Raw genomic sequence first — 13708 nt, forward strand, 5'->3', positions numbered from 1 at the left:
GTACAATACGTACCTCTGCGCTCGATTTCCTTGTACTAGCATTAAGTGAAGCCAACTATAATCGTACGTGTGCTATTAAAGATTTGTTATTAAAAAATAGTGCCATTAAATATAAATAGATTAATAGCTCTCACCCTCAAACAGCACACGTACGGCACTTCATCCTAGTAATGACTACCCATTACGCGGTGGCGTAAAAGGTATCGCCTGCTGCTGCCATGTCGCGAATCTTTTGCGGGGCTTCATAAGCTTTGCCAAGGTATGCGTATTTTTCACACAGTGCCAAGTAGTTATCTAGACCCATTTGGTCGATATAACGGCAAGGTCCACCGCGGAATGGCGGGAAGCCAACACCCATAATCATCGCCATATCCGCTTCTGATGGCGTGCTGACGATGTTGTCTTCTAGGCAACGGACAGTTTCATTACAGAAAGCTAGCATGGTGCGATCGATAATCGCTTGATCTTCAAACGTTTGCTTGTCACTATCAGTCGTGGTTTTTAATAGCTCATAAGTGGCTTCATCGGCAACTTTCTTTGGCTTGCCGCGCTTGTCCATTTCATACTTATAGAAACCAACACCGTTTTTCTGACCCAAGCGTTTGTTTTCATATAAAAGCTCAATCGCGCCTTTATAATCAGGCTTCATACGGTCAGGGAAACCTTCAGCCATGACTTCTGCGCCATGTACGCCCGTGTCTAGACCGACGACGTCGATTAGATAAGCAGGACCCATCGGCCAGCCAAATTTTTCCATGACTTTATCGACATGAGCAAAATCTGCACCTTGCTTGAGGAGCAAATCAAATGCACCAAAGTATGGGAACAACACACGGTTCACTAAGAAACCTGGGCAATCATTGACCACTACAGGTACTTTACCCATTTTAGAGGCTAGCGCAACAGTGGTTGCAATCGCTTCTTCAGATGATTTCTCACCGCGGATAACTTCAACCAATGGCATACGGTGTACTGGGTTAAAGAAATGCATACCAACGAAGTTTTCTGGACGCTCAAGTGCTTCAGCCAAGAAAGTAATAGAGATGGTTGAGGTGTTTGACGCTAGGATACAGTCGTCTTTTACTAGACCTTCTACTTCTTTTAGTACCGCACGCTTCACATTTGGATTTTCTACGACCGCTTCGATAACGATATCAGTCTCAGCAAAATCTCCATAATTCAAAGTAGGACGGATACGGCTTAAGGTTTCGCCCATTTTTGCTGGGGTCATTTTGCCGCGATCGACCATTTTGCCCAGTAACTTGCTAGCTTCGCCCATACCAAGATCTAATTGCTCAGACTTGATGTCTTTCATGATGATTGGCAAGCCTTTGCTGGCTGCTTGATAAGCGATACCGCCACCCATGATACCAGCGCCTAGTACGGCCGCTTCATTGATTTCATGTGCTTTTTTGCTATGCTGCTTGGCTAATTTTTTAACCAACTGATCGCTTAAAAACAGACCAACCAAGCTTTCTGCTTGTGGCGTTTTCGCCGCTTTTGCAAAACCAGCCGCTTCTACTTCAATCGCTTTATCACGTGGTAAGTTAACGTGTTTTTCCATCGCAGCGATAGCAAGTGCTGGCGCAGGATATTGCTTAGGATTGGCTTTAGCAAAGATCATACCTTTTGCACTGTTAAACGCCATCGCTTGCTCAAGCTGATTTAATTTAACTGGATTCAGCTTCTCTTCACGCTTCGCTTTCCAATCAAGCTCACCTGAGATACATTTTTTGACCAAATCAATCGCTGCATCTTGCAAATCATCAGCAGCAACGGTTGCATCAACCAAACCTAGTTTTAGCGCATCAAGTGGTTTTTTTGGTGTACCAGTCGCAATCAGCTCAAGCGCATTATCGATACCAATCACACGGGTAGTACGAACCGTACCACCAAAACCTGGGAAGATACCCAGTTGGGTTTCTGGTAGACCGATGATGGCTTTGTCGCTCATGACACGGTATTCACAAACCAAGGTCATCTCACAACCACCGCCAAGCGCCGCGCCATTGATGGCAGCTACTTTCGGGAAAGGCAGGTCTTCAAAGCGGTTAAAGGCGTCATTGATACCTACGACCCAATCTTTAATCTCGCTTTCTGGCTTTTTAAAAGAGCCAACGAATTCTGTGATATCAGCACCAGCGATAAAGACGCCTTTACCTGAGGTCACGATTAAACCTTTGACGTCGTCGGCTTTTTCTAAAGCAGTAACCGCTTCACCAAATTGCTTGTTGGTCTCAGCATCAAACTTATTCACGCTCTCATTTTCGGCGTTGTATTGCATGTTGGCGATGCCATCCTCTAGCATTGTCACCGTAATGCGATTTCCTTGGTATACCATTTGGAACTCCTTGCTATATAACGAAAGCTAGTTTTAAAATTAAAAGTTTTAAAATTAAAGGTCATAGCCAGTTATTGTTAGTAAAACGAGTAATAACACTGCCAATATACTGTGTTATAAAGTCAGTATAGAGTAAGCAGTGAAGATGTCTTTATTATCCAGCGCTCATGGTTATATATTCATTTTTTATGCTTAATATTACCGCGTTAGCACAAGTGAATACGGCGCTTCATTTATATATATTGTTACCAGTACTGATGTTGAACATACTAACATTAAAAATATGGACTGAGATTTGAGCAAATTTTCCGCTGAAATAAGCACGCAAACCTTCTGCCCTAAATCATCAGATCATTTTTACGCCAATTAGTGTAGGGGATTATGCCCCTAACTGTCACAAGCTAATACCATACTCGCAAGTCACTCTTAAATCAGCAGCAGCCCTTTACCTGACTAGTAATGTGCTTTAAGTGACGGTTTGTATACTGAAATTGTATACTAAAAATTCGTCTTTTAAAGATTATAATGACAGATGCTTATGGTCACACGCCGTCACACGCTTAACGTGATTCTTTATCAAAACATATCCACTGACTAAGTTAAATCACCAATACGTAACGAGGGCTTGTTGCATTATTTCGGTGTACTTAATCGAATTTTTAACAGTAAGCTGCCAAAAATATGGCATTGATGATGCTCAGCCCATAAGCTATATAATCTATCATGCTACACTAGCGATATTTTTATTATTCACCTGATAAATGGTTGGGTTATGACTGTTTCTTCTACGCCAAGCTTTATACCTGAAAGCCTTATGCCTTCAAGACTTGTATCTTTTACTAGCTTTAATAACAACACCGAGCAATTTCATAGCGCCGTGCGCGCGCAACTTGCACAAGATATCGACGTGCTGTTTGCTTATGCCAAACTGCCAAGCCCGTTGATTGATGCCTGTCGTTATGTGATGACCGGTCAAGGTAAATTGGTGCGTCCACTATTGGTTGCCAGTGCTTTTGACAGTGTTAATCAAAGCAATGCTAACGACGACTTTAATAGGGCTGATGAATATGTCGATAAAAGCACTAATAAAAAAGCCAAGCAAAATAGCGATTTGGCGTCGCTATTAGAAAACGACTCCGATTATGATATGGCGCGCCGTGCGGCATTGGCGGTGGAGCTGCTGCATACTTATTCATTGGTACATGATGACTTGCCATGTATGGACGATGATGAGCTGCGCCGTGGTCAGCCAACGGCGCATATCGTCTTTGCAGAATCGACCGCCCTACTCGCTGGTGACGTACTACAGACGCTTGCCTTTGAAGTACTGACAGCTGAGCTGCCAACCTTTGCGCCTTTTGATGCCGCTATCGCAAGCCAGCTATTTGCCATTTTTGCCCCGCGAGCCCGCCGCATGGTATCGGGTCAAATGCTCGATCTGAATGCTGAAGCCCGTAACGAAATCACACAAGATGATTTGGAAGCTATCCACCGTGATAAAACTGGCGCATTGATTGAAGCTGCGATGCTAATGGGCAGTATTTGTGCTGGTGCGACGGCGCCGCAGCGTATGGCTTTACAAGAATGCGCCCAGCATATCGGTCTTGCTTTTCAAGTTCAGGATGATATTTTGGATGTCACCACCAGCACCGATACGCTTGGTAAACCTGCTGGCAGCGATGAGAAACTAGATAAATCCACCTATGTGAAATTGATGGGTGTCGAAAACGCGACTAGCTATGCGCAATCGCTATTTAATGACGGACGCACAGCCATTATTCGTGAACTGATTCATCATAAACCAAGCAGTAGCGAGCTTGGCAATGACGCAAACAACGATGCTTTACTGGCATTAATAGAATGGCTATGGGCACGTAAAAAATAGCCAAAAATTTAACCATCAAAGAACGGTAATGAGTGGTCAACATGGACAGTAACCCTACCCCGCGTATTTACCTTGGCACTGGCGGTTATAGCGATACCGATTTGCTCGGTACGCTGTATCCTACTGGCACAAAGAAAACGGACTTCTTACGCGAGTACGCCAAGCAATATGGCGCGGTGGAGATTAATAGCACTTTCTACGCGCCCATCGGACAAAAAGCCTTTGCCGGTATGGTCGATAAAGCCTATGTGCAAGCAGATAGCGAGTTGAAGTTCGCGGTCAAGCTCCATCAAGACTTTACTCATGCGCGAAAAGGCACTGCTGAACATGCGCAAGCTTTCATTACTGCCCTCACGCCACTGATCGAAGCCAACGCTCTCGCGCCACTACTACTGCAATTCCCACACGGCTTTGATCGTACCCGCGAGCATCGTCTATATCTGGCAAACCTTGTCAGTTGGTTTCAGGATTACCCATTAGCGGTTGAGTTTCGTCATAATGGCTGGCATACGCCGCAAGTGGTCGATAGCTTTATCAAGCAAGGTTTGATTTGGTGTAGCGTTGATTATCCTAAGGTCAGCGGTCTACCGCCATCACGATTGATATTTACCGAACGCACTGGCTATCTGCGTATGCATGGTAATAATCTAAATTGGTGGGATGCGATGAGCGCTGCTGACCGTCATGATTATCGCTATAGCGAGGTGGAAATGAATGATTGGGCACAAGCGATTGCCAATCAACGTCAGCATTTTGATACGTTATATATCTTCTTTCAAAATACCGTCAACGCCCATGCGTATTATAATATTGCGATGTTGAGGGAAGCGTTGGGTAGGTTGGGGTTTGAGGTGTTGTGATAACTGACTGATAAATTCAAAATTTATATTTTAAGGAATAGAAATGTCAAACTGGCTTTTAGATAGACTATTTGAGACTGGTGATCAGCCTAAACCAAGATTCGCATTTCAAGGAACTGTTAATTGGATGCGGGCTTTAGCTGAAGTCGTTGATAGCGGGGTTTGTGATAAAGTGAATCTCAAAAATTTATATCAGAAGGTTCAAAGAAGGCATGTCAATCCAGAAGCTGATAACTGGGTTTTTGAGAACATGCATATGGCATACAATAACCTAGCAGCTTTAAATACTATGAATACTGAAGCTATAGATAAATACGATATGTGTAGTTCTGCAATCGTATCATGGTATTACGCAATATATTTTGCTAGTAGCGCTATGATTGCTGCATCTTCAGGCTCGAAACAAGAAAACCACACTGCAACCGCAAGAGTATGGCAAGCAGATATAGCGGAAAAGAAACTTATACCCTATCCTTTTGATCTTTATTTAAGTAGTTTAGTTACTAACAAGGCTGAAGCCGAAGTTGCAGTTTATCGAGGAGATAATGAGTTTGATTTAAATCAGAAATCTGGAGGTTTAGAGGTTGCTCACGGAGGGATTGTATCTTACTTAAAAGGCACACATAAATATAAAAGAGAAGAAGCAGAAGAACGTATTCAAAATTCGAAGGAGTTTAAAGCGCTTAAAGTCGACAACTTCCGAAAAAAAATTGCTAAAGAGCTTAGAGATAAAACTTTAGACAAAGGGAAAGTAAATTTCTTAATTCAAGCTTTTAGATATCGAGGTAAAGCCCACTATAGAGACTCTATATTTCTATCCTATGGTGAGAATCATATGGACTCTATTGAGCAACTAATTAAAGACCTAAATGTAGTTGCGCTTGGATTCACACGTGCAGCATCTCATTATTGCTCAGTCAGGGTAGAAAAAGGTACTTGGGAATTATTTGTCGATGATATCAAAAATAATACACGCTTATCTTTAGATGTAGAAACTATACGCGTATAAACGATTAACCAAAAAAAGAACACCTCGCGGTGTCCTTTTTTATCAATCAAATACTTAGCCGTTAAAGATTACTCTTCAACGCCAGCATCTTGACCTTTATATTTTGCGTTTGCGTAGTCCCAGTTCACTAGCTTGTCTAGGAACGTATCAACATAGTCAGGACGACGGTTACGGTAATCTACATAGTACGCATGTTCCCATACATCACAAGTCAATACCGCGATTTGGTCATGTGCAAGTGGCGTATCAGCGTTAGCTGTTTTGGCGATTGACAGTTTGCCACCGACTTTGTCAGCGACTAGCCATGCCCAACCTGAACCAAACTGAGTCAATGCTGCATTTTTGAACTCTTCGCGGAACTTATCATAGCTACCGAAATCTTCTTCGATTTTAGCTTTTAGATCGCCAGTAGGTTCGCCGCCGCCATTGGTTGGCGTCATGCAGTTCCAGTAGAACGTGTGGTTCCATACTTGGGCTGCTTGGTTGAACATACCTTGCTTGCTGTCATCTTTAGCAGTCGCTACGATGATTTCTGGCAATGTTTTGTCTTCTAGACCAGAACCTGGTAGCAATTCGTTGAGCTTAGTCACGTAGGCATTGTGATGCTTGTCATGATGGTATTCTAGCGTCTCGGCACTGATATGTGGCTCTAGTGCGTCTTTTGCGTATGGTAGCTCTGGTAAAGTAATGTTTGACATAGTTATTTTATCCTTGCTGTTTTTAGCCGTCATTTGATAAAAACTCATTATAGAAACTGAATTTTACGCTATTTTTACATGATAAAAAACACGATAAAATAACGGACTAAATTGGCTGAGTTTATTGTTTGAAATGAATGTTATTGCTTAATACCGTTTATTGTCTAACACAGTATCACGTATTATTATGAATCCAAAATTAACTTACTTTTGTTACAGTTTGCTCAAAAGCCAAGTGCTTGACTTCATAAGCATTTATTAACTTAATATTCACAAGCCGTAAGATATCATTCACTGTAGCTTGGCGGCTATTATAGCAACAGTGGCGACAAATATCAGTTACCAAATGTTATGGATAACACTGTTAGTATAGCCTTTGGTTGTCTATAGACTAAGCGCAGAATGCCTTGCCATGCCAATCCTGCTAGGCACTTAGCTGACTGATAAATTGATGAAATTGGCATTAAGAGATAGCTATAACTTAAAAACCGACCATCCTTTCAATAATGATACTTTCACTAATCATATTCTTAATAATAACATAACGGAATAACCCTATGAGCACCACCAATACCTCACGCTCCTCCATCCAATCGACCCCTGATAATCAATGGGTGCTTGCCAGTAATAATAAAGGCAAACTGGCTGAGTTTAAAAGGCTGTTTGCCGAGGCAGATTTGGATGTGACAATCATCCCGCAGGGTCAGCTCAATATTGACGACGCCATCGAAGACGGGCTAAGCTTCGTAGAAAACGCTATTATTAAAGCGCGTCATGCCAGCCGTATCAGCGGAATGCCTGCGATTGCTGATGATTCAGGACTATGTGTGCCAGTATTAGGTAATGCACCGGGGATTTACTCCGCTCGCTATGCTGGTGAGCATGGTAACGATAGTAAAAACAACGCCAAGCTCATCGCTGACTTGCAGCCTATCCGTGATGCGCAAGCTAACGAGCCTATTAAAGGGTTATTTGTTTGCGTACTGGCGATGGTGCGCCATGCTGATGATCCGCTACCGATTATCGCGCAAGGTCTATGGCAGGGTGAGATTTTAGAGACAGCGCATGGTGACGGCGGTTTTGGTTACGATCCGCTGTTTTGGTTGCCAGAGTTACAAGCTAGCGCCGCAAGCTTGAGTGCTGCTGATAAAAACCGCATCAGTCATCGTGGTCAGGCGATTCAGCAATTATTGGCGCAGTTGCCGTTATAGATAACCCTTAAAAGCTATAGTCGATTCAATTTAGCCCTTTATCTATTAATGCTGATACAAGAAAGTCGAGCGCAGAGGTACAAATCGTACTTTAAGCGAGATTGACGATGTATCAGATTCAAAGTGAATGGACGATAAAGAGATAATTTTTACTTTAATAAACAGATAGATTATACTGTTCTACTTTTAAAATTTTGTTGAAAGCCGTTATTTGTCTGCATAATTCACCAAAAAGCGTTATTATGCGGTGCATTAACGGTTTATGATTGATATCTGATAGCGCCTATTACTAAGATAACCGTTTCACATTTTAGTATCAGTCAGCGCCAGTGGCGACCAAAGGCGATTACTCAAGGTACTGACTTTGACATTGCGCGCTATCGCTATCCCCTATTTATTCCAACGGCAACCCATGGTACACGCCCGTAATTTGAGGCACGGTTTGTCTATTACCATTTAACCCTAAGTACTATTTAATCAAACGTACTATTTAATCCTAAAGGTGTAATTAACATGGCTACAGATTTACAAGTCACAACCAACAAGCTATCTAATAAAGAAACCCAATTGACAGTTAAAGTACCTGTCGAAAAAATTCAAAACAAAGTCGAAGGTCGTATTCGCCAAGTTGCGAAAACTGCCAAGATTGACGGTTTCCGTAAGGGTAACGTCCCTATGTCACATATCCGTTCACAGTACGGTGCTGGCATTCAACAAGAAGTCATCAACGATGTGATCCGTGATACCGTTTTTGAAGCGATCAAATCTGAAGACATCCGCGCGGTTGGCATGCCTAACATCGACGACGTAAAACTTGAAGACGATTTCTTGGTTTATCAAGCCACTGTTGAAATCTTCCCAGAAATAGACGTGCAAGGTATCGATGAGATCGAAGTTGAGCGTCACACTGCTAAAGTAAGCGAAGAAGACGTCGACACTATGATCGAAAATCTTCAAAAGCAACGTGAAGAATTCGTTGAGAAAAAAGGTAAAGCGGACAAAGGCAATCAAGTAACTTTTGACTTTGAAGGCTCTATCGATGGCGAAAAATTCGAAGGCGGTTCTGCTGAAGACTTCAAACTGGTTATCGGTAGCAACCAGATGATTCCTGGTTTTGAAGCGGGTATCAAAGGCATGAAAGCTGGCGAAGAGAAAGTTATCGACGTCACTTTCCCAGAAGATTACCAAGCTGAAAACTTAGCGGGTAAAGAAGCTCAGTTCAAAATCAACGTAAAATTGGTTGAAAAATCTAAGCTACCAGAAATCAACGAAGAGTTCCTTGAGCTATTCGGCGTGAAAGAAGGCGGCATTGAGAAGTTGAAAGAAGACGTTCGCAAAAACATGGAACGCGAAATCAAAAACGCGGCTCGTAGCCAAGTTAAGCAAGCGACTTTTGACGCATTGCTAGAAAAGAACGAGTTTGATGTACCAAACGCGATGCTAGAGCAAGAAATCGAGCGTCAGCGCAACATGATGATGCAACGTTTTTCTCAGCAGTTCGGTGCCAATGCTGATAGTTTTGATAAAGACATGCTACCAAATGAGCTATTTGAAGAGCAAGCGCTACGTGCTGCCCGTCTTGGCATCATCGTTGCTCGCGTTATCGATACCAAAGGCTTAGAAGTCGATCAAGAACGCGTTGAAACGTTCATCAAAGAAGCCGCTGAAAACTACGAAGATCCAAGCGAAGTAATCGAGTATTACACCAATGACAAGCAGCAGCGCGCGAACATTGAGTCTGTGGTACTAGAAGACCAAGTGGTTGATTATTTAATCGAGCAAGGCAAAGTAACTGACAAAGAAGTTAGCTACCAAGACTTGCTAGCTGCACAGCAACAACAGCAGCAAGGCATGTAATTTAGTGAGATAACTTAGCAATTTTCCATTCGATGGCAAATTGCTAATCTCAATCTAAACATGCTCTAACATAATGCTCTAACGCAATGCTCTAACATATGTGTTAGGGCATTTTTATTGGGGATTTATATGCTATCTTTATGGACAGTTTATCACCAAGCCCCTTGATAAATGGTTACAGACGCCTTATTAATAGTGAGTCAATCATTTTATTAATAGCACTCATGTTATAAATAGAAAGTTATTTTTCACATGAAAAAGTTACTATTGCCTCAATAAAAAAGTTACCATTAGCTCAATTATTTTTAGCGATATCTGGCGCTTATTATTTCAGCCAGCGAATATTATTAAAAAGCGGCAACATCTAGCATGATAAGCAGCCCTACAAGCGTAGCCGCTCGCTAGCTTCAATCCCTTTATTTTATGTACTTATAAACAGGACATCTTTATGACAGATTATGATCGCATCACAGCCAACCCACATTTTGATATGCTGATGAGTGCGCACAATGATGCACAAGGCATGCAATATACCCAAAGCGCCCCTCAAGCTGCGCATGCAGCATTAGTACCAATGGTCGTTGAACAATCCTCTCGCGGTGAACGCTCGTTTGATATTTTCTCGCGTCTATTGCGTGAGCGCGTTATCTTTTTGACAGGTCAAGTCGAAGACCATATGGCCAATCTGATTGTTGCACAGTTGCTATTTTTAGAAGCAGAAAACCCAGACAAAGACATCCATTTGTATATCAATTCACCAGGCGGCTCAGTGAGTGCAGGCTTGGCAATCTTTGATACCATGAACTTTATCAAACCTGAAGTATCGACCATCTGTATGGGCGGTGCTTATAGCATGGGCTCGTTCTTGCTTGCGGCTGGTCAAAAAGGCAAGCGTTACTCTCTTGCCAATGCTCGTGTCATGATTCATCAGCCTTCAGGCGGCGCGCAAGGTCAAGCAACCGATATCGAAATTAATGCGCGTGAAATTCTAAAAACGCGTGCCCGTTTAAATGAGATTTTGGCAGAACGTACTGGTCAACCATTAGAGAAAATCGAAAAAGACGTTGAGCGTGACTTTTGGTTAGATGCGAAAGAAGCCAAAGAGTACGGTTTGGTTGATGAAGTATTAGAGCGCCGCCCTACTTCTTTATAATTACCGCATAAGAGCAAAAGCTTTGATGGGCATCAAAAGCCTGAGCGTTATACGTTTTGGCTTTGATGTAAAAATCAAAATATTTGTAAGTTTTAAATTTTAGGAGCGCCTTTTATGGCAGAAGATAACACCCCGCATTGCTCGTTTTGCGGCAAAGCCAAAAACGATGTACAGCAGCTGATTGCCGCTGACGATGCCAATATCTGTAATGAATGTATTGAGCTATGTACCGATTTAATCGCTGACAGCGCTGAAGATGGCGATGATGACAGCGACATTGATACGTCTTGGGTCAATAAAAAGCTACCAACGCCAAAAGAGCTGCGTGCCAAGCTTGACGAATACGTCATTGGACAAGACGCTGCTAAAAAAGCCTTAGCAGTTGCCGTCTATAACCATTATAAGCGTCTAAAAGTTAGCCAAACCTTAGCCAATGACAGCAAAAAAGCGAAGATTGGCGCTGACGATGCCATGGTTGAATTGGCGAAAAGTAACATTTTGCTGATTGGCCCAACGGGTTCTGGTAAGACTTTGCTGGCGCAAACCTTGGCGCGTCTACTGGATGTGCCTTTTGCGATGGCCGATGCGACGACCTTGACCGAAGCAGGTTATGTCGGTGAAGATGTCGAAAACATCGTGCAAAAACTTTTGCAAGCATCAGATTATGATGTGAGCAAAGCGGAACAAGGCATCATCTATATCGATGAGATTGATAAAATCAGTAAGAAAGGCGACAATCCGTCTATCACCCGTGATGTGTCAGGCGAAGGCGTACAGCAAGCGTTGCTAAAGCTTATCGAAGGTACGGTTGCTGCCATTCCACCGCATGGTGGTCGCAAGCATCCTCAACAGGAGCTGATCCAAGTTGATACGAGTAACATCTTAATCATCGTCGGCGGGGCATTTGCCGGTCTTGATGCGGTTATTCAACAGCGTACAGAAAAAGGCGGTATCGGCTTTAATGCGGATGTCAGCTCAAAAGATGATAGCAAACGCAGCTCAGAATTACTGCAACAAGTAGAGCCTGAAGATTTGATTAAATTTGGTCTCATTCCTGAGCTCATCGGTCGTCTTCCTGTTCTCGCTGCGCTCACAGAGCTGGACGAAGAAGCATTAGTTCAGATATTAACGGAACCAAAAAACGCTTTGGTTAAGCAATATAAGTATCTATTCGATATGGAAGGCGCTGACATTAGCTTTACCAAAGAAGCGCTCGATGCGATTGCCAAAAAAGCCATGGCGCGTAAGACTGGTGCTCGTGGTTTGCGTTCTATCGTTGAAAATGCGCTCCTTGAGACCATGTACGAGTTGCCTTCGATGAAAAACGCCAAGACTGTCATCGTCGATGAGCAAGTGATTAATGAAGGTAAAACACCTGAAATCATCTTTTCTACCGACGACTCAGAGCAAATAGCGATCGACGCTTAGCGGTTGTTATCAGCTTTATTAAAACTGTCATTGAAGTAAAGGCGTCTAGCATATCTTATGCTAGACGTTTTTTTATGGCTGCTCACTTATGATCGTTTTATGACAGCCAATGTATGGATAAAGTGACAGCGGCGTCTATCAATCGTTCATAGCTAAAGCCACAAAGCATGCTAAGGTAAATGTGCTACCAACACCTATCACTGATGAAACAAAGGACTGTTTATCATGCTTAACAATGTTACTTCTATCGCAACCTCATTACGTCAACACTTGCCTTTTCATACCACGACAGACCAAGATATTGCCCCTTATTATCATAATCATGTCGCGGCTATTACGGGTGCAGGCTCTGGTATGGGGCGCGAGTTGGCTATTCATTTGGCAAAAATGGGCTGCCACGTGGCGCTCTCTGATATCAACGCGGCGCAACTGGCACAGACCAAAGAATTGCTGGTCGGTTATAATATAAAAGCGACTATGACGGTGCTTGATGTCTCAGACAATAAAGCCGTGGAAGCGTGGGCAGATAGCGTGATGGTAGACCATGGCAAAGTGAACTTTATCTTTAATAATGCAGGCGTGGCGCTATATTCGACCGTAGAAGGCAGTAGTATTAGCGAGCTTGAATGGGTCATGGACATCAATTTTTGGGGTGTGGTCTATGGCACCAAGGCATTTTTGCCATTGATTAAGAACAGTGTCAAACAAAGCGAATCGACGAATGGCAGCAAAAAAAACAGATCGCGCCAATTTAATGAGCATGGTCACATCATTAATATCTCAAGCCTGTTTGGCTTGACCGCTCAGCCGTCACAATCTGCGTATAACGCCAGTAAATTTGCTGTACGCGGCTTTACTGAAAGCTTGCGTCAAGAGCTAGATATTCAGCGCTGCGGTGTGTCAGCGACCTGCATTCATCCCGGCGGGATTAAAACCAATATTGCCAATAGTGCCCGTGGTAATGACAGTATCAATGATATTGGCATGCGTACTGGCCCCAAAGCCATTCAGAGCTTTAATAAATTCCTAAAATTTGATGCAAGCGATGCCGCTTTGATTATTTTGCAGGCTGCCGCGACCAATCAACCGCGCTGTCTGATTGGCAATAATGCCAAGATAATCGACGCGGTACAGCGTGTCTTTCCAGCGACATACAGTCAAATATTGAACGATGTCCATAAGCTCTCTCGTAAGCTCAAACCACGCCGCCATAGAAAATCAAGCACGCCAAAATAATATATTCTAAAAGTATTTGCCCACAAAAAA

The 13708-nt window shown here is 42.9% G+C and carries 10 protein-coding genes; 8 read left to right on the forward strand and 2 right to left on the reverse strand.

Annotation, left to right across the window (positions count from 1 at the left end):
* Positions 1 to 181: 181 nt before the first annotated feature.
* A complete protein-coding gene (gene fadB / locus AK822_RS12750; protein ID WP_060491905.1) occupies positions 182 to 2341 on the reverse strand; it encodes a fatty acid oxidation complex subunit alpha FadB in 2160 nt (719 codons plus the stop codon).
* Between the two features lie 772 nt (positions 2342 to 3113).
* Between fadB and AK822_RS12755 the strand changes: the two genes are divergently transcribed.
* Genes AK822_RS12755 through AK822_RS12765 form a run of 3 tightly spaced genes read left to right on the forward strand, consistent with a single transcriptional unit; the run spans position 3114 to position 6095 of the window.
* Entirely contained in the window at positions 3114 to 4226 is a 1113-nt protein-coding gene (locus AK822_RS12755; protein ID WP_060491906.1) for a polyprenyl synthetase family protein, read from the forward strand.
* Positions 4227 to 4267: 41 nt separating this feature from the next.
* On the forward strand, positions 4268 to 5086 hold the full coding sequence (locus tag AK822_RS12760; RefSeq protein ID WP_060491907.1) for a DUF72 domain-containing protein: 819 nt from the start codon (positions 4268 to 4270) through the stop codon (positions 5084 to 5086).
* A 43-nt stretch (positions 5087 to 5129) separates the two neighbouring features.
* Positions 5130 to 6095, forward strand: a complete 966-nt coding sequence (locus AK822_RS12765) for a hypothetical protein (RefSeq protein WP_060491908.1) — start codon at positions 5130 to 5132, stop codon at positions 6093 to 6095.
* A gap of 68 nt (positions 6096 to 6163) precedes the next feature.
* On the opposite strand, the gene AK822_RS12770 is transcribed toward AK822_RS12765, so the two are convergent.
* A complete protein-coding gene (locus tag AK822_RS12770) occupies positions 6164 to 6793 on the reverse strand; it encodes a superoxide dismutase (RefSeq protein WP_060491909.1) in 630 nt (209 codons plus the stop codon).
* Between the two features lie 557 nt (positions 6794 to 7350).
* On the opposite strand from AK822_RS12770, the gene rdgB reads away from it, so the two are divergent.
* From rdgB to AK822_RS12795, 5 genes are all read left to right on the forward strand, one after another.
* The gene (gene rdgB, locus AK822_RS12775) at positions 7351 to 8004 is read left to right on the forward strand and encodes an RdgB/HAM1 family non-canonical purine NTP pyrophosphatase (protein ID WP_060491910.1); all 654 of its coding nucleotides are present in this window, start codon (positions 7351 to 7353) and stop codon (positions 8002 to 8004) included.
* Between the two features lie 513 nt (positions 8005 to 8517).
* Positions 8518 to 9861, forward strand: coding sequence for a trigger factor (tig, locus tag AK822_RS12780; protein WP_060491911.1), 1344 nt, complete (start codon positions 8518 to 8520; stop codon positions 9859 to 9861).
* Between the two features lie 448 nt (positions 9862 to 10309).
* Positions 10310 to 11014, forward strand: coding sequence for an ATP-dependent Clp endopeptidase proteolytic subunit ClpP (gene clpP / locus AK822_RS12785; protein ID WP_270896824.1), 705 nt, complete (start codon positions 10310 to 10312; stop codon positions 11012 to 11014).
* Positions 11015 to 11128: 114 nt separating this feature from the next.
* Positions 11129 to 12442 carry an ATP-dependent protease ATP-binding subunit ClpX gene (gene clpX, locus AK822_RS12790; RefSeq protein ID WP_060491912.1) on the forward strand — a complete coding sequence of 438 codons (1314 nt, stop codon included), beginning with the start codon at positions 11129 to 11131 and terminating at the stop codon, positions 12440 to 12442.
* Between the two features lie 225 nt (positions 12443 to 12667).
* On the forward strand, positions 12668 to 13678 hold the full coding sequence (locus tag AK822_RS12795; protein WP_087945651.1) for an SDR family NAD(P)-dependent oxidoreductase: 1011 nt from the start codon (positions 12668 to 12670) through the stop codon (positions 13676 to 13678).
* Positions 13679 to 13708 lie beyond the last annotated feature (30 nt).

It is taken from the genome of Psychrobacter sp. P11F6 (genome assembly GCF_001435295.1).
Taxonomy (GTDB): domain Bacteria; phylum Pseudomonadota; class Gammaproteobacteria; order Pseudomonadales; family Moraxellaceae; genus Psychrobacter.

Coding starts and splice junctions, on each gene's coding strand:
- fadB (WP_060491905.1), bottom strand. CDS start 2,341: ATGGTATACCAAGGAAATCGCATTACGGTGACAATGCTAGAGGATGGC.
- AK822_RS12755 (WP_060491906.1), top strand. CDS start 3,114: ATGACTGTTTCTTCTACGCCAAGCTTTATACCTGAAAGCCTTATGCCT.
- AK822_RS12760 (WP_060491907.1), top strand. CDS start 4,268: ATGGACAGTAACCCTACCCCGCGTATTTACCTTGGCACTGGCGGTTAT.
- AK822_RS12765 (WP_060491908.1), top strand. CDS start 5,130: ATGTCAAACTGGCTTTTAGATAGACTATTTGAGACTGGTGATCAGCCT.
- AK822_RS12770 (WP_060491909.1), bottom strand. CDS start 6,793: ATGTCAAACATTACTTTACCAGAGCTACCATACGCAAAAGACGCACTA.
- rdgB (WP_060491910.1), top strand. CDS start 7,351: ATGAGCACCACCAATACCTCACGCTCCTCCATCCAATCGACCCCTGAT.
- tig (WP_060491911.1), top strand. CDS start 8,518: ATGGCTACAGATTTACAAGTCACAACCAACAAGCTATCTAATAAAGAA.
- clpP (WP_270896824.1), top strand. CDS start 10,310: ATGACAGATTATGATCGCATCACAGCCAACCCACATTTTGATATGCTG.
- clpX (WP_060491912.1), top strand. CDS start 11,129: ATGGCAGAAGATAACACCCCGCATTGCTCGTTTTGCGGCAAAGCCAAA.
- AK822_RS12795 (WP_087945651.1), top strand. CDS start 12,668: ATGCTTAACAATGTTACTTCTATCGCAACCTCATTACGTCAACACTTG.